Genomic DNA, 22,008 nt, shown 5'->3' with positions numbered 1-22,008 from the left:
CCACGGTTGAGCTCGTGTCCGAATGTCGGCACTGACACCGAAGGTAGCTAACCGGCCGGTGGCATCAGCTTGCGCTGGCGTTCCTCGCGCGGCGTGTTGCCGAACAGCGCGCCGAAGGCGGTGGAGAAATGCGAGCCGGACGAGAAGCCGCACATCAAGCCCACCTGCACGATCGAATGATTGGTCTCCAGCAGCAGCTGGCGCGCGCGCTGCAGGCGCAGCTCCAGGTAGTAACGCGACGGCAGGCTGCCCAGGTATTGCTTGAACAGCCGCTCCAGCTGCCGCCGCGACAGCCCGACCAGGTTGGCGATGTCGTCGGTCGACAGCGGTTCCTCGATATTGGTCTCCATCAGCGTCACCGCCTCGGACAGGCGCGGCTGCAAGGCGCCGAAGCGCGCTTGCAACGCGACCCGCTGCCGCTCCTCCGGGCCGCGCACGCGCTCGATGCACAGGCCTTCCTTGATGTCGGCCTGCACCCCGGCGCCGAACAGGCTCTCGATCAGCGTCAGCGAAAAGTCGATCGACGCGGCGCCGCCGCAGCAGCTCAGGTGGCGGCCATCGAGTTCGAACAGATGCGGGGTCAGCAGCGCGCGCTCGGTGATGCTTTCGGTGTCGGCGTACAAGGCCCACGGCAGCGCGATGCGCACCCCGGCCATCAAGCCGGCGGACGCCAGCCACAAGACGCCGGCGCCGACGCCGCCCCAGTATTCGGCGGATCGGCAACGCTCGATGACGGCGCGCGCCAGCTCGGGCGCCAGCGGCGTCTGGTTCTCGTCGGCCACCAGCAGCGCGATGTGCCAGCCCGGCTGCGCCAGCACCACTTGCGCCGGGGTCATGGTTTCCAGGTGCAGCACCTCGCGGCCGAGCGCGGCAGCGGCCAGGCGCAGCGGCTGCACCAGGCCGGCCCAGGTGATCGCGTCGGCCTCGCCCGCGTTCACCAGCAGCAGGCGCAACGGTCGCTGCTGGGCGAGAGCGGAAAGATTAGCGAAGGACATCGGGCGGCAGGCGATCTTTATGATGATTAAGCGGGCCGGCTATTCCGGCGCCAGCGCGGCGGCGGGACGCTCGGTGCTCCACTGGCTCACTATCATACCGGAGATCAGCAAGGCCGCGCCGAGCAGGCCGTTCCAGGCCAGCGTCTCGCCCAGCCAGAAATACGCGAAGATCGCCGCGCAACCCGGCTCGAAGGCGTAGATCACCGCCGCCTCGTTGGCGCTGCTGTGGCTCTGGCCCCAGGTCTGCAGCGAGATGATGGCCGCCGTCGCGATCACGCCCAGGTAGACCAGGTTGACGCTGTACATCCGCAAGCCCTTGGAGATATAGGCGATGTAATCCGGCAGATCCTGGCTGCGCTCGGCCAGGCCCAGCGGCACTTCGCGGATCAGCAGCCACGCCGCCGCGCACAGCGCCACCGTGACGATCTGCGACGCGGTCAGCACCATCAGTTTGTCGGTCTTGCGGGTGAAGGTCTCCATCAGCTTGACGTAGAGGCCGAAGAACAGCGCGCACAGCAGCGCCAGCGTATCGCCGCGTCCCCAGTTGAAGCTGCCTTCCCAGCACAGCGCGAACAGCCCGGCCAGCGACAGCAGCAGCGCGACGAAGATGCGGCGCTCCAGCTTCGCCCCCAGCAGGATGCCCAGCAGCGGCGGCACCAGCACGTTGAGGCCGGTGATGAAGGCGTTGCGGTTGGAGCTGGTCAGCGCCAGCCCTTCGATCTGAAATACGTAGCACAGGAACAACACCACTCCGGCGACGATGCCCCAGCGCAGGTCTTGCCAGCGGGCGCGCCACAGGAAGGGCAACAGCAGCACGCTGGCCAGCGCGAAGCGGCACAGCACGATCCAGCTCGCCGACAGGTAGCCGGTCATATCCTTCATGGCGGGGAAGGTGGTGCCCCAGACGAGGGTGACGATCAACAGTGCGGCGATGCCGCGCAGGTGTGAAGGCATGGGTTTTCTTATCAATATTGTAGTTTGCCGTATCTTAACCCGGCGGGACGGCTGTGGCGAACCGGCTATAATCACGGTCTATGGGTGAACGATTCTTGAAAAGTATCCGGCTGCTGGCCGAATGCATGCAGGGCTACGAACGGCTCTCCGGCGAGTACGTGCGCCGGAGCGGCTTGACGCATCCCCAGTTCGACATCATCGCCACGCTGGGCAATACCTCCGGCATGTCCTATAAAGAACTGGGCGACAAGACGCTGATCACCAAGGGCACGCTGACCGGCGTGATCGAGCGGCTGGAACAAAAAGGACTGGTGGAACGTCAGCGCAGCGACTGCGATAAACGTTCCTTCTTCGTGCGCTTGACCAAGGAAGGCGAGCGGGTGTTTTGCACGGTGTTCCCGCATGTCATCGCGGAAAGCGGCAAGGCGTTCGCGGCATACAGCGACGACGATTTCGCCGACCTTGAAAAAAACCTGTCCAAGCTCAAAACTGTGATCATGGCCGGCGCTTCCGGATACCCGTCCACTCCCGACCCAACCAAGGAAATCATTTGAAAACCACTCTGCTCGAAGGCAAAAAGCCTGCCAAGTTCGACAAACACATTGTCGGCAACATCCTGCTCAACGTCGCGACGCCGGACGAAGTGCGCCAGGAAAAACTGCTGATCGGCGTCCGCAACGAAGCCGGCGAAATCTATCGCCTGATCGGCGCGACCAAGCACAACAGCTTCATGAATGCCATCGAAGAATTGTTCGACCTGGGCCTGGTCGACGAGCTGCAAGACACCGACGCCACCCAGGACGGCTGCGACGCCATCTTCAGCGAGCAGTAATCCCGCGCCGGAAGGCGTGCGTTGCGACACAAGAAAGTATTTTCTGGAAAAGTGCCCTACGGCAATATTCGGAGTATAATTTTTGGCAATGGACAGACTCGACGCCTTCAAGAACATCGCTGCTCAAGCGAGCCGGGGTGAACTGACGTTCCCGGCCAACGTCAATGCCTCGCTGCGCCTGCAACAGGCGCTGAGCGATCCCGATTGCCACGTCGAAGCGGCCGCCCGGCTGATCCAGGCGGACCCGTTGCTGGCGGCGCGCAGTGTCGCCATCGCCAACTCGGTGGCCTACAACCGTTCCGGTACTGAAATCTCCAGCGTGCGCGCGGCGGTGCAGCGGCTCGGCGTGCGCACCTTGCAATCGCTGGTCGCGGCGCTGATCGTGCGCCAGATCGGCAGCCAGGTCACCGACCCGGCGCTGCTGGCCAAGGTCAATCAATTGTGGGAACACACGGCGCATGTGGCGGCGCTGTCGCAGGTCATCGCGCGCCGCGTCACCCACGTCGATCCGGATACGGCGCTGTTCGCCGGCATCGTGCACGAGGTGGCGGGGTTCTACATGCTGTCCTGCGCCGGCGAGTATCCGGAGGTGATGGAGGGCGAGCCGGAGGATTGGGTCGAGCATGGCGAGATCGACATCGGTCGCGGCGTGTTGACCAAGCTGGGCGTGCCGGAGGGCGTGTACAAGGCGATCGAGGCGATGTGGATCGGCCTGCGCGCGCTGCCGCCGGAGACGCTGGGCGATACGCTGTTGCTGGCCAACGATCTGGCGCCGGTGCATTCGCCGCTGTATCAGCGGCCCGGCGCGACCACGCTGCAAGGGGCGCGCACCATCGACTTCGTGGTCGGCGAAGGGACGCTGCATGCGATCATGACCGAGTCGGCGCATGAGGTGCAGTCGCTGTATGCGGTGTTGATGTTGTAAAAAAAAGCCCGCTTGGTAGCGGGCGAAGTCCAAAACTAGGGATCTCCTCCAGAGGAGACAAGTACAGAATAGCCGCTGCCTCCCTTTTTCTCTGTGCGCCAGTTCACATAGCAGGCCATGCTCTCACTCCAGCAGGAAGTTACGCTGCGGCGCGTCCAGTGCGGCGCTTTCGTCTTCGGTTTCGTCTTTCAGGGCGACGCCGGATAGTTGGCGTTGGCGCGATTCGGCGAGCAGGTAGTGCAGCTTGAAGGCGGCGGCTTCGCAGGGCAGGCCGGCCGGGCGCACGTTCGAGATGCAGTTGCGGGCGGCGTCGGTGAGGCCTGGTTGTGGCGCCCAGGTCAGGTAGAGGCCCATGCTGTCCGGGGAGCTGAGGCCGGGACGTTCACCGATCAGCACGACGACGGCGCGCGCGTTCAGCAGGTACGCGATTTCGTCGCCGATCGCGACGCGGCCTTGCTGGACGATGGCCAGTGGCGCGATGCTCCATTGTTCCGCCGACAGCCGCGCCATCAGCGCGCGCAGGAATGGCGCCGCGTTTTGTTCGATCGCCAGGGCGGACAAACCGTCGGCAATGACAAATGCGAGGTCGTACTGCAGCGACGGCGCACCATCCGGCCGCAGCGCCTCCAGCGCTTGCCGCGACGCCTCATCCAGCCTACGGCCAAGGTCGGGGCGTTGCAGATAAACGTGACGATTCTCCGCCGCGCTGTGCAGGCTAAGACAAGCCAACGCGCGCGGCTGGCCGTCGGCCGGGGCGGCGGCCTGGGCATCGGAGGCAGGGGCCAGTGCGGCGGCGGCGGCCGGGGCGGCGGCGGCAGCCGGGGCGGCGGCGGCTGGGGCGGCGGCAGCGGCGGCTGGGGCATCGGCGACGGCAGCCATCGCGCCGTTGGGGGCGCGGGTCGGCTTGCACGCCTCGCGCAACTTGTCGGCCAGCGCTTTGTGGTCCAGCGCCAGGTGCACCGCGTCGCGCGCCTGGGCGTGGGCCAGCTGGAACGCCAATTGCGAATCGGTCGGCTGGCTCACGCCGCTGCGCCCCAACGCGATGCGCGCAGCGGTGAACCGGCGCAGCGACTGCCAAGGATTCTCCGTGACGCCCGCCGGCGCCGGTGCTGCCGCTGCTGCCGCCGTCACCGCGCCATCCACGCCCTCGCCCGCCGGCACGCCGCTACTCATGCGCCGCCAACCGCAACAAAGCATTGCTAAACGCCGTTGGCAGCCTGCCGCTCGGCGCATCGCCATCGAAGATCCCCATCGTCCGCAGCCAAGCCTCGAACTCCGGCGCCGGCCTCAAGCCCAGCGCCCGCCGCGCATACAGCGCATCATGAAACGACGTGGTCTGATAATTGAGCATGATGTCATCCGCCCCCGGCACCCCCATCACAAACGTGCACCCCGCCGCACCCAGCATGGTCAGAAGCACATCCATATCATCCTGATCCGCCTCCGCATGATTGGTATAGCAGACATCGCACCCCATCGGCAAACCAAGCAACTTCGCGCAGAAATGATCCTCCAGCCCCGCGCGCATGATCTGCTTGCCGTCATACAGATACTCCGGCCCGATAAACCCCACCACCGAATTCACCAACAGCGGCTGAAAGCGCCGCGCCACCGCATAAGCCCGCGCCTCGCAAGTCTGCTGATCGACGCCATGATGCGCATTGGCCGACAACGCACTACCCTGCCCCGTCTCGAAATACATCACATTGTCCCCGACCGTGCCACGCTTGAGCGACAACGCCGCCTGCCGCGCCTCCTCCAGCAGCGACAGCGTCACGCCGAAGCCCGCATTGGCCGCCTCGGTGCCGGCGATCGACTGGAACACCAGATCCACCGGCGCACCACGCTCGATGGCCGCGATGGTATTGGTCACATGCGTCAACACGCAGGACTGCGTCGGAATGTCATAGCGCGCAATGATCTCGTCCAGCATGGAGACGATACGGATCACCTGCGGCACATTGTCGGTCGCCGGATTGATACCGATGACCGCATCACCGCTGCCGTACAAGAGGCCATCGAGCAAACTGGCCGCGATGCCGCTCGCATCGTCGGTGGGATGATTCGGCTGCAAGCGCGTCGACAACCGCCCCGGCAGGCCGATGGTATTGCGGAAGCGCGTCGTCACGCTGCACTTGCGCGCCACCAGCACCAGATCCTGAATGCGCATGATCTTGGACACCGCCGCCGCCATCTCCGGCATGATCCCCGGCGCCAGCGCCGCCAGCGCGGCCGCATCGACCGCGTCGGACAACAGCCAGTTGCGGAAATCGCCGACCGTCAAATGCGCGACCGGCGCGAACGCCGCCGCGTCATGCATATCGACGATCAAGCGCGTCACCTCATCCTGCTCATACGGGATCACCGACTCGTTGACGAAGGTGGTGAGCGGCAGCGCCGCCAGCGTCATCTGCGCCGCCACCCGCTCCTCCGCGCTGGCCGCGCCAAGGCCGGCCAGGTAATCGCCGGAGCGCGCCGGCGTCGCCTTGGCCATCAAGTCCTTCAGATCGCGAAACTGATACGTCCTGTCGCCGACCATATGCGAAAAACTGCCCATCATTCCCCTTTCGACTACGCCACCAAGTGCTCCAGACGCTTGCTCTTGGTGGCGAGGAAGAACCCATAGCCACAAGCAAGGAAGGTCGCAAACAAAGCGAAGATCAGAGGATTGTAATAGATCATGGTCGCCATGCAGACCACGGCGCCCAACAGTGCGAAGGCCGGAAAGAAGGGAAAGAGCGGCGCGCGGAACGGCCGCACCATCTCCGGCTCCGCACGACGCAGCTTGAAGAGACTCAGCATGCTGATGATATACATCGTGATCGCACCGAACACCGACATGGTCACGATATTCGCGGTCAAGGTCTGGCCGCCGATCTTGATCAGCTCATCGCTGTAGATCGCCGCGATGCCGACCACGCCGCCGGCCAGGATGGCGCGATGCGGCGTCTTGAAACGCGGATGGATCTTGGCGAAGTACGGCGGCAGATAAGCCTCGCGCGCCAGCGCATAAATCTGCCGCGAGTAGCCGAGGATGATGCCGTGGAAGGAAGCGATCAAGCCGAACAGCCCAAGCCACACCAGCATGTGCAGCCAGTTGCTGTTCTCGCCGACGATGATCTTCATCGCCTGCGGCAGCGGATCGTTGATGTTGGCCAGCTTGGTCCAGTCGCCCGCGCCGCCGGCGAACACCATCACGCCCACCGCCAGCAGCACCAGCGTGATGATGCCGGCGATGTAGGCGATCGGGATCGAACGCTTCGGATCCTTGGCCTCCTCCGCCGCCATCGCCACGCCCTCGATCGCCAGGAAGAACCAGATCGCGAACGGAATCGCCGCGAACATGCCCGGCACCGCCGCCATGCTGAAATGATCCTGCCCCGACCAGCCGCCCTTGACGAAGTTGGCCGTCGAGAAGCCCGGCGACACCACGCCCATGAACACCAGCAGCTCGAAGATCGCCAGCAGCGTCACCAGCAACTCAAAAGTCGCCGCGACCTGCACGCCGAGAATATTCAGCGTCATGAAGACCAGATACGCGCCGACCGCCGCCAGCTTGGGATCGACCGTCGGGAATTGCACGTTCAGATAAGCGCCGATGGCCAGCGCGATCGCCGGCGGCGCGAAGACGAATTCGATCAGCGTCGCCGCGCCGGCGATGAAGCCACCGGTCGGCCCGAAGGCGCGCTTACTGTAGGCGAACGGCCCGCCGGCATGCGGAATGGAGGTGGTCAGCTCCGTGAAGCTGAAGATGAAGGTCGCATACATCGCCGCGATGAACAGCGCGGTGACGGTGAAGCCCAGCGTGCCGGCCGACGCCCAGCCGTAACTCCAGCCGAAATACTCGCCGGAGATCACCAGCCCTACCGCGATGCCCCACAGTTGAAACGTGCCCAGCGTTTTCTGCAAAGTTGGTGTCATAGTCCGCTCCTCCGAAGTATTAACCATTATGCAAGCAACATGCCAGCCAACGCCAGGGGCACACGCCAGCGCGGCCGCACGCGATTGGTGCAGCCGGGCCTACAACTGCGCCATGCCCAGTGCCGCGCCGACGGCGATCAGCAACACGGGATTCAGTTTGGTGCGCAGCAGGATCAGGGCGGCCAAGGCGGTCAGCACGTCCGCGCGCCAGTCCGGATTCGACATCCGCGCGAACAGCCAGCCGGTGGCGGCCAGGAAGCCGATCGATATCGGCGCGAAAGCCACGCCCAACGCCGTCGACAGCCGGCCGCTGAAGCGGGAAGTATTCATGCGCACCACCGACAACGTGAGCAGCGTCGATGGCACCAGCACCGCCAGCGTGGTCAGGATGGCGCCGGTCCAGCCGGCGATCAGCCAGCCGACCAGTGAAATGAACAGCAGGTTGGGCCCGGGCGCGGCCTGCGCGATCGCATACGCGGCGGCGAACTGCCCGCCCGTCAGCCAGTGCTGGACTTCAACCACGTACTGGCCGACCTGCGGACCAAGCAGCACCACGCCGCCGCCGACCGCCATAAGGGACATCACCGCGATGTGCAGCGACAATTCCCATACCGGTGATTGCTCATCCATTTTTTTCTCCGATCAGATATGCGGCGGCGGTGCCCAACGGCGCCAGCAGGCAAAACACCACCACCAGCTTCCACTGCAAGACGCCCAAGCCGACAAAGGCCAGCGCCAGCAACGCCGCTTTCAGGCGATAACGACGGTCGCGCCAGTCGGCCTTGGCGAACAGCGACTTCGCCATCTTCAGCGCCGTCGCCAGAATCAGGCCGGAGGCCACGGCGGCCATGCCGCTGATGGCGTTGCGGAACAAGGGCAACTCGCCGAACTGCTGGTAGAGGATGCCCAAGCCGATCACGATGAAGAACGGGCCGACGATCAAGCCGCCGACGGCGGCGAGCGCGCCGGCCACGCCCGCGTAGCGGTTCCCCACCATCAGGGAGACGTTGCAGATGCTGGGCCCCGGCAGCATCTGGCTCAGGGCGAGGTAGTGTGCGAACTCCTCGGCGGTCAGCCACTTCTGCTGCTCGACCAGCGCGCGGTAGGCGAACGGCATCACGCCGCCGAAGCCCATCAGCGCCAGCTTGGAGAAGACCAGGAAAATCGTAGTGGGTGTTGGCGTGTTCATGGGAAGAATTTTCGCCCTGCGACAAATATAAGTAAAATGAGTTTATTTAGACCATTCATTCATATTTCTGATGAAAATCGACATCCTCGGCGTACAGGCATTTGTCGCCATCGCGGACCACGGCGGCTTCCAGAAGGCGGCGGAAACGCTGTACGTGACGCAGACCGCAGTGACGCAGCGGCTGCGCAACCTGGAGGATTTTCTCGGTGTGAAGCTGGTCGAGCGCACCACCCGCTCGATCGCGCTGACCAGCATCGGCAAGGACTTCCTGCCGCAGGCGCGGCGCCTGTTGCTGGAGCTGTCGTCGACGCTGAACGAGATCCGCGAGACCGGCAAGGCGCGGCGCGGCGACGTCACGCTGGCCTGCGTGCCGACGGTGGGGATCCAGTATCTGCCGCAGATCATCCAGGAATACTCTGCGCTCTATCCGGACAATCGCATCAAGATTCTCGACCACGCGTCGGCGAGGGTGGCGGAAACGGTGTTGCGCCGGGAAGCGGAATTCGGCATCAACCTGGCCGGCACCAATCACCCGGAGCTGACCTCGGTCCCGCTGATGGACGACCAGTTCGTGCTGGTGTGCCGCGACGACCATCCGCTGGCGCGCCGCCGCTCGCTGACCTGGGCGCAGATCCAGCCCTATCCGCTGATCTTCTCCGGCGACGTCAACGGCAACCGCGCCGTGCTCGATAGCTACCTGGGCAGCAAGAGCCTGAACCTGACGCTGCACTTTCAGTACGAAGTGCAGCGCAGCTCCACCGCCGTCGGCCTGGTGGCGTCCGGCATCTCGGCCGCCATCGTGCCCAATCTCGGCATACAGAAAGGCAGCTACCCGCGCCTGCGCATCATCAAGCTGAAAGAGCCGGTGATCTCGCGCCAGCTGGCGCTGATCACACGCAAGGCCGGCCACCTGTCGCCGGCGGCGCAGGCGCTGTACGACATGATCCTCCGCGCCAAATGAAAAAATCCCGCCCGGCGCGAACGCGGGGCGGGATCTGTTGAAACCGGAGACGCTTAAACCACCGCGCCGTCCGTTTCGTCTTTTTCCTTGATCGGCTTGATCAGGTCTTCGCGCTTCACGCCCAGCCACATGGCCACGGCGGCGGCGACGAACACCGACGAGTAGATACCGAAGCAGATACCGATGGTCAGCGCCATCGCGAAGTAGTGCAGCGTCGGACCGCCCAGGAACAGCATCGACAGCACCATCATCTGCGTGCAACCGTGGGTGATGATGGTACGCGAGATGGTCGAGGTGATCGCGTTGTCGATCACTTCATGCACCGACGCCTTGCGCTGCTTGCGGAAGTTTTCGCGGATACGGTCGAAGATAACCACCGACTCGTTGACCGAGTAACCCAGCACCGCCAGCACGCCGGCCAGCACCGTCAGCGAGAATTCCCACTGGAAGAAGGCGAAGAAGCCCAGGATGATCACCACGTCGTGCAAGTTGGCGATGATCGCGGCGACCGCGAATTTCCATTCGAAGCGCACGGCCAGGTAGATCATCACACCGATGATCACCATCACCAGCGCGTTCAGGCCGTTCTGGGTCAGCTCATCGCCGACCTGCGGGCCGACGAATTCCACCTTCTGCAACGCCACCAGCTCGCCGCCGGCGGTGTCGGAGCAGGATTGCTTGACCACGTGCTCGCCCTTGGCGGTCACGGTGTCGATCTGCTTCATGGCGCCGGTTTCGGCCTTGCACAGCGCGTCGAACACCAGCGCCGATGCATCCTTGGAGCTGACGTTCTTCACCACCGGCAGACGCAGCATCACGTCGTGCGCGGTGCCGAAGCCGGTGGCTTCAGGCTGTTCGTAGCCGATGGTCTCCAGCGTGTGGCGTATCTTTTCCAGATTCGCCGCCTGCTGGTATTTCAGCTCCATCACGGTGCCGCCGGTGAACTCCACCGACAGATGCAGGCCACGGTGGAACAGGAAGAACACGGCCGCCACGAAGGTCAACGCCGAAACGACGTTGAACACCAGCGCGTGGCGCATGAACGGTATGTCTTTTTTGATGCGGAAAAATTCCATGTCGTGAGCCTCTAGTTATTTCGTCTGGCCAGGCACCCAGACGGTGCCGATAGCGATCGATTGCAGCTTCTTCTTGCGGCCGTACCAGAGGTTGACCACGCCGCGCGAGATGAACACGGCGGAGAACATCGACGTCAGGATACCCAGCGTGTGCACCACGGCGAAGCCGCGGATCGGACCGGAGCCGAACACCCACAGCGCCACGCCGACGATCAGCGTCGTCACGTTGGAGTCGATGATGGTGGCCCACGCGCGGTCGAAGCCGGCGGCGATCGCGCCTTGCGGCGTGGCGCCGGCGCGCAGCTCTTCACGGATACGCTCGTTGATCAGCACGTTCGAGTCGATCGCCATACCCAGCGCCAGCGCGATAGCGGCCATGCCCGGCAGAGTCAGCGTCGCCTGCATGAGCGACAGCAGCGCCACCAGCAGCAGCAGGTTGCAGGCCAGCGCCAGCACGCTGAAGAAGCCGAACATCATGTAGTAGAAGATCATGAAGATCGCGATCGCGGCGAAGCCGTACATCGTCGAGTGCAGACCTTTGTTGATGTTCTCGGCGCCCAGTTGCGGTCCGATGGTGCGTTCCTCGATCACTTCCATCGGCGCGGCCAGCGCGCCGGAGCGCAGCAGCAGCGCCAGTTCGTTCGAGTTCTCGGCGTTGCCCATGCCGGTGATCTGGAAGCGGCTACCCAGTTCGCTCTGGATGGTGGCGACCGACAGCACTTCCGGCTTGCCTTTTTCCTTCAACACGATGGCCATCTTCTTGCCCACGCGTTCGCGGGTGGCGTCGCGCATGCGGCGGCCGCCGTCGCCGTTCAGGTCGATGCTGACGGCAGGCTGGTTGTTCTGGTCCATGCTGGCGGTGGCGCTGGAGATGTAATCGCCGGTCAGCACCACGTCCTTGGTCAATACGACCGGCACGCCTTTGCCGACGGTGAACAGCTCCGAGTTGAACGGAATCGCCGCCGACAGTTCGGTGCCCGGGGTGACCGATTCGTCGACCATGCGCACTTCCAGCGTCGCGGTGCGGCCGATCACGGCGCGCGCGCGCGCCACGTCCTGCACGCCCGGCAGCTGGACCACGATGCGGTCAGGGCCTTGCTGCTGGATGATCGGTTCGGCCACGCCCAGTTCATTCACACGCTTCGACAGCGTGGAGATGTTCTGCTTGACGCCGTCGTCGATGGTTTGCTTCAGCGCGGCCGGTTTCAGGCTGACCACGGTTTTCAGCGCGTCGCCGCTTCCGGAGTCGGTGAACAGCAGGTCGGCCAGCTGGCCGGACAATACATCCTTGGCTTTCTGGCGCGTGGCTTCGTCGCGGAATTTGATTTCGACGGTGTCGCCGACCAGATCGATACCGGCGTGACGCACATTCTTGTCGCGCAGCGAGCTGCGGGCCGCGGCCTGGATACCCTGGACGCGCTTGGTCAGCACCGCCTTGGCGTCGACCTGCATCAGGAAGTGCACGCCGCCGCGCAAGTCGAGGCCGAGGTACATCGGCAGCGCGTGCAGGCTTTGCATCCATTTAGGAGTGTCCGATTGCAGGTTCAGCGCGACCAGGTAGGTCGGATCGGTCGGATCGGTGTTCAGGCCTTTTTCCAGCACCGACTTGGCGCGGAACTGGATGTCGGGGGTGGCGAAGCGGGCGCGCACGGACGCATAGGTGCCGGTGCCGTCGAAAGCGATGCCGTTGTTGGCGATGCCTTCCTTGGTCAGCACGTCGGCCACCTTGGCCGCCATGTCGGACGTCATCTTGACCGTCGACTTGCCGCTCGTGACCTGCACCGCCGGCGATTCGCCGAAGTAGTTAGGCGCGGTAAACAGCGCGCCCAGCAGGATGGCCACGGCGATAAGGATGTATTTCCAGACTGGATAGCGATTCATATTGTTCTAGCGTTCGATAGCAGACGTCGGAGGGCCCGCGCGGACGCGGGCCGGCGGGATTACAGCGTCTTCAGCGTGCCTTTAGGCAACACCATGGTGATCGCGCTCTTTTGAACCACCAGTTCCGTGCCGGTGGAGATTTCCAGCGTGATGTAGGCGTCGGCGATCTTCGAGATCTTGCCCAGAACGCCGCCGGCGGTGACCACTTCGTCGCCCTTGGCCAGCGCTTCCATCATGGCTTTTTGTTCCTTGGCGCGTTTTTGCTGAGGACGGATCATCAGGAAATACATCGCCACGAACATCAGAATCAGGAAACCATACTGGCCCAGGAAACCGCCGGCGCCGCCGAGCGATTCGAGTGGATTGGATTGGGCATAAGCATTGGAAATGAACACGGGTGACTCCGATATATATATGTGTAGTTTGAAAAAACAGCGCTGTATTCTAGCACTGGCGGCAAGCCGTTAGGACATTTACACCCCACGTGCCCTCTCGGCGTGGAATTGCAAGGTCCAGGCGTGAAAACGGTCCTCGTCCAGCGCTTCGCGCATCTGGCGCATGATATCCAGGTAGTAATGCAGGTTGTGGATGGTGTTCAGGCGCGCGCCCAGGATTTCCTGGGTGCGGTTCAGATGGTGCAGGTAGGCGCGCGAGAAATTGCGGCAGGCGTAGCAGGAACAGGTGCTGTCCAGCGGTTCCTTGTCATCCTTGTAACGCGCGTTCTTGATCTTGACGTCGCCGAAGCGGGTGAAGATCCAGCCGTTGCGCGCGTTACGGGTCGGCATCACGCAATCGAACATGTCGATGCCGTTGGAGACGCCGGCCACCAGGTCTTCCGGCGTGCCGACGCCCATCAGGTAGTGCGGCTTGTCGGCCGGCAGGCGCGGGCCGACGTGGGCCAGCATGCGCATCATGTCTTCCTTCGGCTCGCCGACCGACAGGCCGCCGATGGCGACGCCCGGGAAATCGATCTCCTGCAGGCCAGCCAGCGACTCGTCGCGCAGGTTCTCGAACATGCCGCCCTGGACGATGCCGAACAGCGCGTTCGGGTTCTCGCCGCGATGGAACTCGTCGTGCGAGCGTTGCGCCCAGCGCAGCGACATGCGCATCGACTTGGCTGCTTCATCCAGCGTTGCCGGGCGGCCATCGATTTCGTACGGGGTGCATTCATCGAACTGCATGACGATGTCGGAGTTCAGCACGCGCTGGATCTGCATCGACACTTCCGGCGACAGGAACAGCTTGTCGCCGTTGATCGGCGAGTTGAAGTGGACGCCCTCTTCGGTGATCTTGCGCATCGCGCCCAGCGAAAACACCTGGAAGCCGCCGGAGTCGGTCAGGATAGGCTTGTCCCAGGCCATGAAGTCGTGCAGGCCGCCGAATTTGGACATCACATCGTTGCCCGGACGCAGCCACAGGTGGAAAGTGTTGCCCAGGATGATCTGCGCGCCGATTTCCTTCAATTCCAGCGGCGACATCGCCTTGACCGAACCATAGGTGCCGACCGGCATGAAGATCGGGGTCTGGACTACGCCGTGGTTCAGTTTCACTTCGCCGCGACGCGCCTTGGTCAGGCCGCTGGTATCGGTCTTGTGCAGTGTAAATTCGAGCATGCTTATTCCTTGTTTTGCGTCGTCAGCAACATGGCGTCGCCATAGCTGAAGAAGCGGTATTCATTGGCGATCGCATGGGCGTAGGCCTTGCGGATCTCTACAAAACCGGCGAACGCCGACACCAGCATCAGCAGCGTCGACTTCGGCAGGTGGAAATTGGTGATCAGCCGGGTCACCGTCTTGAACCGGTAGCCGGGCGTGATGAACAGTGCGGTATCGGCGCTGCCCGCCTCCAGCTGCCCGCTCTGCGACGCCGACTCCAGCGCGCGCAGGCTGGTGGTGCCGACCGCCACCACATCGCGGCCGGCGGCGCGGGTCCCGCGCACGGCGTCCACGGTTTCCTGCGGCATGGTGTACCACTCGGTGTGCATCTTGTGCTCGGCCAGCACCTCGTTGCGCACCGGCTGGAAGGTGCCGGCGCCGACGTGCAGCGTCACATAGGCGAAGTTGACGCCCTTGGCCTTCAGCTCCGCCAGCAGCTTCTCGTCGAAATGCAGGCCGGCGGTCGGCGCGGCCACCGCGCCGGGCACCTTGTTGAACACCGTCTGATAGCGCGTCTCGTCGAACGAATCGGCATCGTGCTCGATGTAGGGCGGCAGCGGCAGCCGGCCGTGCGCCTCGATCAGATCGAAGACGTCGGCATCGAAGTGCAGCGTGAAGAACTCGCCGGCGCGCTCGCCGACGGTGACGTCGAAGGCATCGGCCAGGCGGATCTTCACGCCCGGTCCCGGCGACTTGGAGGCGCGCACCTGGGCCAGCACGGTGCGGCTGTCCAGCACGCGCTCGACCAGCGCCTCGACCTTTCCGCCGCTGTCCTTGACGCCGAAGAAGCGCGCCTTCAGTACGCGGGTGTCGTTCATCACCAGCAGATCGCCGGCCTGCAGCAGGCCGACGATGTCGGCGAACTGGCGGTCGATGATGGTCGCGCCGTCCAGGTGCAGGAGGCGGGAGGCGCTGCGGTCCGGCAGCGGGAATTGCGCAATACGTTCCTGCGGCAAGTTAAAATCAAAATCGGAGAGCGAATACATGGCTAACTTCTAAATACTGTTTAAAAACCCAGTTGAGGGCCTAAAGCCTTACAATACCGGCGTTGTTGCCGTCGTTTAATCGCGGCCAACCCTCTATTTTACGCTAGTGCTCGAAAAACGCTCCAATATGCCCGTTTCCCCGCCGAAAACCGTCAAAAAGACCGTCAGTCCCGAAGCCAAGCTGGCCAAGCTCGGGCTGCACACGGACATGGACCTGGTGTTGCACCTGCCGATGCGCTACGAGGATGAGACGCAAGTCATCACCATCGAGGAAGCGCGCCTGCACGGCGGCGACACCTCGCAGGTCGAGGGCGTGGTGATCAAGAACGAGATCAGCTACAAGCCACGCAAGCAATTGCTGGTGCACATCGCCGACGGGACCGGCGACTTGCAGCTGCGCTTCATGAACTTCTACGGCAGCCAGGTCAAACAGTTGGCCGAAGGCACGCGGGTGCGCGCGCGCGGCGAACTGAAACACGGCTTCTTCGGCGCCGAGATGGTGCACCCGGCCTACAAGGTGGTCAACGAAGGCGCGCCGTTGCCGACTTCATTGACGCCGGTGTATCCGGCCGGCGAAGGCCTGTCGCAGCCGATACTGCGACGCGCCATCGGCGACGCCATGAAGCGGGTCGACTGGACCGACACCTTGCCGGCCGAGCTGCGCGAGTCCATGCAGCTGTCCGACTTCGAACCGGCGGTGCGGCTGCTGCACTACCCGCCGCAACAGGTCGACGAACACGCGCTGGCCGACCGCTCGCATCCGGCGTGGACGCGCGTGAAGTTCGACGAGCTGCTGGCGCAGCAGCTGTCGCTGAAGCGCGCGCAGCGTGCGCGGCGCTCCAAGGGCGCGGCGGCGCTGAAGGTGGTGGGCGCGCTGTCGGAGCAGTTCCAGGCCGCGCTGCCGTTCAAGCTGACCGGCGCGCAGCAGCGCGTGCTCAACGAAATCCGCGCCGACCTGCGCCACCCGTATCCGATGCAGCGGCTGTTGCAGGGCGACGTCGGCAGCGGCAAGACCGTGGTGTCGGCGCTGGCGGCCGCGCAAGCGATCGACAGCGGCTTCCAGGCCGCGCTGATGGCGCCGACCGAAATCCTCGCCGACCAGCACTTCCGCAAGATCGCCGCGTGGATGGAGCCCTTGGGCGTCAAGGTCGCGTGGCTGACCGGCAGCTTGAAGAAAAAGGACAAGCTGGCCGCCTACGCGATGATCGAGTCTGGCGAAGCGCGGCTGGTGATCGGCACCCACGCGCTGATTCAGGAAGCGGTGATCTTCGCCAACCTGGGGCTGGTGATCGTCGACGAGCAGCACCGCTTCGGTGTCGGCCAGCGCCTCACCTTGCGCAACAAGGGCAATGAAGGCGCGACGCCGCACCAGTTAATGATGTCGGCCACGCCGATCCCGCGCACGCTGGCGATGACCTACTACGCCGATCTGGAAGTATCGGTGATCGACGAGCTGCCGCCAGGCCGCACACCGATCGTCACGCGCGCCATCGACCAGAACCGGCGCGACGAAGTGATCGAACGCGTGCACGCGGCCGCGCTGGAAGGCAAGCAGATTTACTGGGTCTGCCCGTTGATCGAAGAATCGGAAGCGCTGCAACTGCAAACCGCGACCGACACCCACGCGCTGCTGGCCGAAGCCCTGCCCGACCTGAACGTCGGCCTGGTGCACGGCCGCCTCAAGCCGGCGGAAAAGCAAGCGGTGATGGATGCCTTCAGCGCCAACGAGATGCAGGTGCTGGTTGCCACCACGGTGATCGAGGTCGGCGTCGACGTGCCGAATGCATCGCTGATGGTGATCGAGCACGCGGAGCGTTTCGGTTTATCGCAGCTGCACCAGCTGCGCGGCCGTGTGGGCCGGGGCTCGGCGGCCAGCGTGTGCCTGCTGCTGTATCAAAGCCCGTTGGGCGGCGTCGCCAAGCAGCGCCTGATGACGATGCGCGAAACCACCGACGGTTTCGAAATCGCTCGCCGCGACCTGGAGATACGCGGCCCCGGCGAATTCCTCGGCGCGCGCCAATCGGGCCAGGCGATGTTGCGCTTCGCCGATCTGGAAACGGACGGCTGGCTGGTCGACCAGGCGCGCGACGTCGCCCACGACCTGCTGCACGCCGACAGCCCGGAAAAAGCCGCCACCGTCGAAGCCCACCTCGCCCGCTGGCTCGGCGGAAGAGAAGAATTCCTCAAAGTCTAAAACCGTCATTCCCGCGCAGGCGGGAATCCATAGAACATAGCCACAGCCGCATGCCCACGCATACTCAGCATGGATTCCCGCTTTCGCGGGAATGACGGGGTGCTAGAAACACATATAGAAGCGGTTGGCCAGATCGACCAGGAAGTCCGGCCGCAGATACGCCGCGAACACCAGCGCCAGCACCACGGCGCCGGCGGCTCGCAGCAGCCAGGTCTTCATCATCACGCCGCCTTCAACTCGCCGCGCACCAGCGCGCGTTCGTTGATCGGCAGGTTCACCAGCGCCGCCATCACGCCCAGCGCGATCGCGATGCCCCAGACGATGTCGTAGCTACCCTGCTTCGCATACAGATACCCGCCCAGCCACACGCCGAGGAAGCTGCCCAGCTGGTGCGAAAAGAACACGATCCCCGCCAGCATCGACATGTGCTTGACGCCGAACACGCCAGCGATGATCCCATTCGTCAGCGGCACCGTCGACAACCACAACACCCCCATCGCCGCCGCGAACACATAGACCGAGAACGGCGTCAACGGCGCCAGCAGGAACAGGCTGATAACCACCGCGCGCGAGATGTAGATCGACGACAGCAAGTAACGCTTGGGCAGGCGCCCACCCAGCTTGCCCGCATAGTACGAGCCGAAGATATTGAACAATCCGATCAGCGCCAGCGCCATCACCGCGACGCCCGGATTGGCGATGCCCTTGTCCTTGAGGTAGGCCGGCAGGTGCACGCCGATGAACACCACCTGGAAGCCGCAGACGAAATAGCCGGCCACCAGCAGCAGGAAGGACCGGTTGCCCAGCGCCTCGCCGGCCGCCTCGCGGATGCTCTGCTGCGGACCATGCCCATGCTCGACCGCCGGCTCGCGCAGGTAGAATGACATCGGCACCATCAACAGCACGATCAAGCCGCCCAGCAGGAAGAAGGCGTGCTGCCAGCCGACCGCCGAGATCAGCTGCTGCTCGACCGGCATCATCATGAACTGGCCGAACGAGCTGGCGGCGCCGGAGATGCCGAACGCCCACGACCGCTTCTCGGCCGGCGCGACGCGGCCGATGATGCCGCTGACCGCGCCGAACGCGGTGCACGCCAGGCCGATGCCGATGAAGATCCCGGAGCCGATCACGAACAGCGTCGGATTGGTCATCGTCGCCATCCACACCAGCCCGATCGCGTAGCTGACCGCGCCGACCAGCACCACGCGCATGGTGCCGTAGCGGTCCGCCGCCATGCCGGCGAACGGGCCGACCGCGCCCCACAATAGATTCTGCATCGCCTGCGCCAGCGAGTAGGTTTCGCGCGTCCAGCCGTTGGCGCTGGAGATGGGCTGCATCCAGAAGCCGAAGCCGTGGCGCACGCCCATCGCCAGCGTCAGGACGACGCCGGTGGCGAGCAACACGGTTTTCAAAGAAGGCGCGCGGTTGGCGACGAACATGCTGTATCCCCGGTTGTTAAAATATTATCCGACGATTTTACCCAGTTCCGGCCACCCGCGCTTGGCGGATTACTCGTCGGCGCTGTAGCGCAGGCCGATCTGCGAGCGGATCTCATCCAGCGTGCCCATGATGGACAGCGTCTCCTCGTGCGGCATCACCGGGCTTTCGATCAGGCCGGCGCGGATGCAGCGGCCGACTTCCTGCGCCTCATGCGTGTAGCCGTTGCCGCTGCGCGGCAGGTTCAGCGTGCGCTCGTCGCGCGCGGCGCCGTTCACCACCGTGACGGTGATGGTCTCGGTGTTGTGGAAGCGGTCGTGCAGGCGCACGAAGCCCTTGGTGCCGGAAATCGTCAGCTCGGTCGGCGTGCGCGAACGCAGGCTGCAGGCGCACGACGATACGCCGCCGCCCTCATGTGACAGCGTGAACGCGGTCTGCATGTCGACGCCGGTCGGCGCCATCTCGGCCTGCGCCTTCACCGCCGTCACCGGGCCGAGGAAGAACGACGACATCGACAACGGATAAATGCCCAGGTCCAGCAGCGCGCCGCCGCCCAGCTCCGGCGCGAACAAACGGTGCTCGGGACCGGCGTCCGACGTGAAGCCGAAATCGGCGGTGACGTTGGCCGGCACGCCGATCTCGCCGCTGTCGACGATGCGCTTGGCTTCGACCACGGCCGGCATGAAGCGGGTCCACATCGCCTCCATGACGAACAGCTTCTTCGCGCGCGCCAGGTTGATGATGTCCTCGGCCTGGCGGCGGTTCATGGTAAACGACTTCTCCACCAGCACCGCCTTGCCGCCGTTGAGGCACATCAGCGCGTTCTCGTGGTGCATCGGGTGCGGCGTGCCGATATAGATCACATCCACTTCAGGATCGTCGGCCAGCGCCTGGTAGCTGCCGTGGAAACGCTCGGCGCCGTACTCCTGGCCGAACTTGGTAGCGCTATCTACAGTGCGCGAAGCAACAGCGGCCAGTTTTGCATCGGGCGTGTCGCGCAATGCCTCGGCGAAGGCCTTGGCGATCTTGCCGGTGCCCAGAATACCCCAGCGAATTACCTGCGTCATGGCATGCTCTTTCTGCCGCGTCGGCGGCGAATTGGTTGAAGTCGAAGTGGCTATTTTACTGCGGCGGTGCGCTTGGGGCGGAACACCGTTGCGTCGAGATAGAAATCGTCGTCCTGCTCCGGCCACCAGCCCGGCACACCCAGCACCTGCATCGGCGTGAAGTCGGCGGTGCTCAGGCCTTGCGCGGCCAGCTCGCCGGCGACTTGCTCGTCCAGCCAGGCGCGGCGCGCGTCGTGGTCCATCGCGAAGAAGTCGTCGCCGGCCACCACCACGCGGGTGTGCGCGGTGATCGCCTTGCGCGGCGCGACCAGTTTTTCCATCAGCGCGTGGCCGAACAGCCAGACCTGCGCATCGGGACCGAAGCTGGCGCGCATGCCGATGAAGGCTTGATGCCATTGATGATCGCGCAGCGCCCCGGTCAGCGCGTGGCCGGCGGCGCAGTCGCGCACCACCAGCAGCGCCGCGTTCTCGTCGAAGATGGTGGCGCCGTCACGCGCGGGGCCGCGCGATTTGCCGACGCCGTCGAGCGCGATCTGCGCCGCCTGCAAGGCGTTCAGCTGCACCTTGATGCGCGGGAAGCTGAGCCATACCAGGCCGTTGAAGAAGTCGTGCAGATTGTCGCGGGTGGGTACGCCACCCGTGGCGCCGATGAAGGCTTCATAGGCCGTGCCCTCGGGCAGCGCCTCCTGTGGCACGAAGGACAGCGGCAGGTCTTGGTGATTGCGCAGGCCGAGCGCGGCGGCCTGCCTGCTGAACTCATCGCGGAAGTGCGCATCCGCCGACAGCCGGTCCGCCGCGGTCCGCACGGACTCGTACCACGGGCGCGACCAGTCTATCGTTTGCAGCACTGCTTATACCATTTTCCAGTTGATGGTTTCGCCGGCGTTGAGCGGCACCACCTGCTGGTCAGCGAGCGGCAGGGTCGCCGGCAGCGTCCATTGCTCGCGCTTGAGGGTGATGGTGCCCTCGTTGCGCGGCAGGTTGTAGAAGGCCGGGCCGTTGAAGCTGGCGAAGGCTTCCAGCTTGTCCAGCGCGCCGGCGCGTTCGAAGGCTTCGGCGTACAGCTCCATCGCGTGCAGCGCGGTATAGCAACCGGCGCAGCCGCAGGCGGTTTCCTTGGCGCCCTGCGCGTGCGGCGCGGAGTCGGTGCCGAGGAAGAAGCGCTCGTCGCCGCTGGTGGCGGCGGTGACCAGCGCCAGGCGGTGTTCTTCGCGCTTCAGCACCGGCAGGCAGTAGTAGTGCGGACGGATGCCGCCCTTGAAGATGTCGTTGCGGTTGTAGAGCAGGTGATGCGCGGTGATGGTCGCGGCGATCGGGCCTTCGGCTTCCGCCACGTACTGCGCGGCGTCCTTGGTGGTGATGTGTTCGAAGACGATGTTCAGCGCCGGGAAGTCGCGGCGCAGCGGGCGCATCACGCGCTCGATGAAGACGGCTTCGCGGTCGAACAGATCGATGTCCTGGTCGGTGACTTCGCCGTGAACCAGGAAAGGCATGCCGACTTCCTGCATCATCTCCAGCGTCTTGTAGCAGTTGGACAGGTCGGTGACGCCGGCGTCCGAGTTGGTGGTGGCGCCGGCCGGGTACAGCTTGACCGCGTGCACGATGCCGCTTTCCTGAGCGCGCAGGATCTCGTCCGGCGGCGTGTTGTTGGTCAGGTAGAGCGTCATCAGCGGCTCGAACTGCATGCCAGCCGGCAGCGCGGCCATGATGCGGTCGCGGTAGGCGACGGCGGCGGCGGTGGTGGTGACCGGCGGCTTCAGATTCGGCATCACGATGGCGCGGGCGAACTGGCGCGCGCTGTGCGGAAGCACGCTGGCCAGCGTCGCGCCGTCGCGCAGGTGCAGGTGCCAGTCGTCGGGGCGGGCGATGGTGATGCTGTCGGGAGTTGGTTCGATGTCGGACATGGCGGCGGGCTCTCAAAGGTCGAATACCGGC

The 22,008-nt window shown here is 64.5% G+C and carries 21 protein-coding genes; 5 read left to right on the top strand and 16 right to left on the bottom strand.

Translation table 11 applies throughout. The features are described 5' to 3' along the window. Positions 1–47: 47 nt before the first annotated feature. A complete protein-coding gene (locus GW587_RS28630; RefSeq protein WP_166108312.1) occupies positions 48–995 on the bottom strand; it encodes a GlxA family transcriptional regulator in 948 nt (315 codons plus the stop codon). Between the two features lie 39 nt (positions 996–1,034). Continuing rightward, positions 1,035–1,949 carry a DMT family transporter gene (locus tag GW587_RS28625; protein WP_166108311.1) on the bottom strand — a complete coding sequence of 305 codons (915 nt, stop codon included), beginning with the start codon at positions 1,947–1,949 and terminating at the stop codon, positions 1,035–1,037. An 80-nt stretch (positions 1,950–2,029) separates the two neighbouring features. On the opposite strand from GW587_RS28625, the gene GW587_RS28620 reads away from it, so the two are divergent. The 3 genes from GW587_RS28620 (at position 2,030) to GW587_RS28610 (ending at position 3,706) form a co-directional block, all read left to right on the top strand. Continuing rightward, positions 2,030–2,503, top strand: a complete 474-nt coding sequence (locus GW587_RS28620; protein ID WP_166108310.1) for a MarR family winged helix-turn-helix transcriptional regulator — start codon at positions 2,030–2,032, stop codon at positions 2,501–2,503. Then, a complete protein-coding gene (locus GW587_RS28615; RefSeq protein WP_166108309.1) occupies positions 2,500–2,781 on the top strand; it encodes a hypothetical protein in 282 nt (93 codons plus the stop codon). The genes GW587_RS28620 and GW587_RS28615 overlap by 4 nt, the downstream gene beginning before the upstream one ends. Positions 2,782–2,869: 88 nt before the next feature. Continuing rightward, positions 2,870–3,706 carry an HDOD domain-containing protein gene (locus GW587_RS28610; RefSeq protein WP_166108308.1) on the top strand — a complete coding sequence of 279 codons (837 nt, stop codon included), beginning with the start codon at positions 2,870–2,872 and terminating at the stop codon, positions 3,704–3,706. A gap of 123 nt (positions 3,707–3,829) precedes the next feature. Here GW587_RS28610 and eutC read toward each other — a convergent pair whose 3' ends face one another. From eutC to GW587_RS28585, 5 genes are all read right to left on the bottom strand, one after another. After that, positions 3,830–4,879: an ethanolamine ammonia-lyase subunit EutC gene (eutC, locus tag GW587_RS28605; protein ID WP_166108307.1), complete on the bottom strand. Its 1,050-nt coding sequence runs from the start codon at positions 4,877–4,879 to the stop codon at positions 3,830–3,832. Further along, the gene (locus GW587_RS28600; RefSeq protein ID WP_166108335.1) at positions 4,872–6,263 is read right to left on the bottom strand and encodes an ethanolamine ammonia-lyase subunit EutB; all 1,392 of its coding nucleotides are present in this window, start codon (positions 6,261–6,263) and stop codon (positions 4,872–4,874) included. Before GW587_RS28600 ends, eutC begins: the two co-directional genes overlap by 8 nt. 14 nt (positions 6,264–6,277) lie before the next feature. After that, a complete protein-coding gene (eat, locus tag GW587_RS28595) occupies positions 6,278–7,627 on the bottom strand; it encodes an ethanolamine permease (protein ID WP_166108306.1) in 1,350 nt (449 codons plus the stop codon). Positions 7,628–7,726: 99 nt separating this feature from the next. Then, the gene (locus tag GW587_RS28590) at positions 7,727–8,257 is read right to left on the bottom strand and encodes a chromate transporter (protein ID WP_166108305.1); all 531 of its coding nucleotides are present in this window, start codon (positions 8,255–8,257) and stop codon (positions 7,727–7,729) included. Next, on the bottom strand, positions 8,250–8,816 hold the full coding sequence (locus GW587_RS28585; protein ID WP_166108304.1) for a chromate transporter: 567 nt from the start codon (positions 8,814–8,816) through the stop codon (positions 8,250–8,252). Before GW587_RS28585 ends, GW587_RS28590 begins: the two co-directional genes overlap by 8 nt. A gap of 70 nt (positions 8,817–8,886) precedes the next feature. Here GW587_RS28585 and GW587_RS28580 point away from each other — a divergent pair, with 70 nt between their 5' ends. Further along, on the top strand, positions 8,887–9,777 hold the full coding sequence (locus GW587_RS28580; protein WP_166108303.1) for a LysR family transcriptional regulator: 891 nt from the start codon (positions 8,887–8,889) through the stop codon (positions 9,775–9,777). 53 nt (positions 9,778–9,830) lie between these two features. On the opposite strand, the gene secF is transcribed toward GW587_RS28580, so the two are convergent. The 5 genes from secF to queA all read right to left on the bottom strand — a co-directional run bounded on the left by secF (position 9,831) and on the right by queA (position 15,375). Next, entirely contained in the window at positions 9,831–10,853 is a 1,023-nt protein-coding gene (gene secF / locus GW587_RS28575) for a protein translocase subunit SecF (protein WP_166108302.1), read from the bottom strand. A gap of 15 nt (positions 10,854–10,868) precedes the next feature. Then, a complete protein-coding gene (secD, locus tag GW587_RS28570; RefSeq protein WP_166108301.1) occupies positions 10,869–12,734 on the bottom strand; it encodes a protein translocase subunit SecD in 1,866 nt (621 codons plus the stop codon). A gap of 59 nt (positions 12,735–12,793) precedes the next feature. Next, positions 12,794–13,129, bottom strand: a complete 336-nt coding sequence (gene yajC / locus GW587_RS28565) for a preprotein translocase subunit YajC (protein WP_166108300.1) — start codon at positions 13,127–13,129, stop codon at positions 12,794–12,796. Between the two features lie 78 nt (positions 13,130–13,207). Continuing rightward, entirely contained in the window at positions 13,208–14,347 is a 1,140-nt protein-coding gene (gene tgt / locus GW587_RS28560; protein ID WP_166108299.1) for a tRNA guanosine(34) transglycosylase Tgt, read from the bottom strand. A 2-nt stretch (positions 14,348–14,349) separates the two neighbouring features. Then, positions 14,350–15,375, bottom strand: a complete 1,026-nt coding sequence (queA, locus tag GW587_RS28555; protein ID WP_166108298.1) for a tRNA preQ1(34) S-adenosylmethionine ribosyltransferase-isomerase QueA — start codon at positions 15,373–15,375, stop codon at positions 14,350–14,352. A gap of 127 nt (positions 15,376–15,502) precedes the next feature. Here queA and recG point away from each other — a divergent pair, with 127 nt between their 5' ends. Beyond that, on the top strand, positions 15,503–17,569 hold the full coding sequence (gene recG, locus GW587_RS28550) for an ATP-dependent DNA helicase RecG (protein ID WP_166108297.1): 2,067 nt from the start codon (positions 15,503–15,505) through the stop codon (positions 17,567–17,569). 221 nt (positions 17,570–17,790) lie between these two features. On the opposite strand, the gene GW587_RS28545 is transcribed toward recG, so the two are convergent. The 4 genes from GW587_RS28545 to pyrC form a co-directional block, all read right to left on the bottom strand. After that, the gene (locus GW587_RS28545; protein ID WP_166108296.1) at positions 17,791–19,008 is read right to left on the bottom strand and encodes an MFS transporter; all 1,218 of its coding nucleotides are present in this window, start codon (positions 19,006–19,008) and stop codon (positions 17,791–17,793) included. Between the two features lie 69 nt (positions 19,009–19,077). Then, positions 19,078–20,073: a Gfo/Idh/MocA family protein gene (locus GW587_RS28540; RefSeq protein WP_166108295.1), complete on the bottom strand. Its 996-nt coding sequence runs from the start codon at positions 20,071–20,073 to the stop codon at positions 19,078–19,080. Positions 20,074–20,123: 50 nt separating this feature from the next. Further along, the gene (locus tag GW587_RS28535) at positions 20,124–20,921 is read right to left on the bottom strand and encodes a DUF3025 domain-containing protein (RefSeq protein ID WP_166108294.1); all 798 of its coding nucleotides are present in this window, start codon (positions 20,919–20,921) and stop codon (positions 20,124–20,126) included. A 3-nt stretch (positions 20,922–20,924) separates the two neighbouring features. Further along, the gene (gene pyrC / locus GW587_RS28530) at positions 20,925–21,977 is read right to left on the bottom strand and encodes a dihydroorotase (RefSeq protein WP_166108293.1); all 1,053 of its coding nucleotides are present in this window, start codon (positions 21,975–21,977) and stop codon (positions 20,925–20,927) included. Positions 21,978–22,008: the final 31 nt, after the last annotated feature.

The sequence above is a fragment of the Duganella aceris genome (genome assembly GCF_011090165.1).
GTDB classification, from domain to species: domain Bacteria; phylum Pseudomonadota; class Gammaproteobacteria; order Burkholderiales; family Burkholderiaceae_D; genus Rugamonas; species Rugamonas aceris.
This window is presented reverse-complemented; position numbering and strand designations above follow the sequence as displayed.

Excerpts from the sequence above, each read along its gene's own strand:
- GW587_RS28585 (WP_166108304.1), bottom strand. The coding sequence starts at position 8,816 with ATGAACACGCCAACACCCACTACGATTTTCCTGGTCTTCTCCAAGCTG.
- eutC (WP_166108307.1), bottom strand. The coding sequence starts at position 4,879 with ATGAGTAGCGGCGTGCCGGCGGGCGAGGGCGTGGATGGCGCGGTGACG.
- recG (WP_166108297.1), top strand. The coding sequence starts at position 15,503 with ATGCCCGTTTCCCCGCCGAAAACCGTCAAAAAGACCGTCAGTCCCGAA.
- GW587_RS28620 (WP_166108310.1), top strand. The coding sequence starts at position 2,030 with ATGGGTGAACGATTCTTGAAAAGTATCCGGCTGCTGGCCGAATGCATG.
- queA (WP_166108298.1), bottom strand. The coding sequence starts at position 15,375 with ATGTATTCGCTCTCCGATTTTGATTTTAACTTGCCGCAGGAACGTATT.
- secD (WP_166108301.1), bottom strand. The coding sequence starts at position 12,734 with ATGAATCGCTATCCAGTCTGGAAATACATCCTTATCGCCGTGGCCATC.
- GW587_RS28625 (WP_166108311.1), bottom strand. The coding sequence starts at position 1,949 with ATGCCTTCACACCTGCGCGGCATCGCCGCACTGTTGATCGTCACCCTC.
- GW587_RS28545 (WP_166108296.1), bottom strand. The coding sequence starts at position 19,008 with ATGTTCGTCGCCAACCGCGCGCCTTCTTTGAAAACCGTGTTGCTCGCC.
- GW587_RS28630 (WP_166108312.1), bottom strand. The coding sequence starts at position 995 with ATGTCCTTCGCTAATCTTTCCGCTCTCGCCCAGCAGCGACCGTTGCGC.
- GW587_RS28580 (WP_166108303.1), top strand. The coding sequence starts at position 8,887 with ATGAAAATCGACATCCTCGGCGTACAGGCATTTGTCGCCATCGCGGAC.
- tgt (WP_166108299.1), bottom strand. The coding sequence starts at position 14,347 with ATGCTCGAATTTACACTGCACAAGACCGATACCAGCGGCCTGACCAAG.
- GW587_RS28600 (WP_166108335.1), bottom strand. The coding sequence starts at position 6,263 with ATGGGCAGTTTTTCGCATATGGTCGGCGACAGGACGTATCAGTTTCGC.
- GW587_RS28540 (WP_166108295.1), bottom strand. The coding sequence starts at position 20,073 with ATGACGCAGGTAATTCGCTGGGGTATTCTGGGCACCGGCAAGATCGCC.
- GW587_RS28590 (WP_166108305.1), bottom strand. The coding sequence starts at position 8,257 with ATGGATGAGCAATCACCGGTATGGGAATTGTCGCTGCACATCGCGGTG.
- GW587_RS28610 (WP_166108308.1), top strand. The coding sequence starts at position 2,870 with ATGGACAGACTCGACGCCTTCAAGAACATCGCTGCTCAAGCGAGCCGG.
- eat (WP_166108306.1), bottom strand. The coding sequence starts at position 7,627 with ATGACACCAACTTTGCAGAAAACGCTGGGCACGTTTCAACTGTGGGGC.
- pyrC (WP_166108293.1), bottom strand. The coding sequence starts at position 21,977 with ATGTCCGACATCGAACCAACTCCCGACAGCATCACCATCGCCCGCCCC.
- secF (WP_166108302.1), bottom strand. The coding sequence starts at position 10,853 with ATGGAATTTTTCCGCATCAAAAAAGACATACCGTTCATGCGCCACGCG.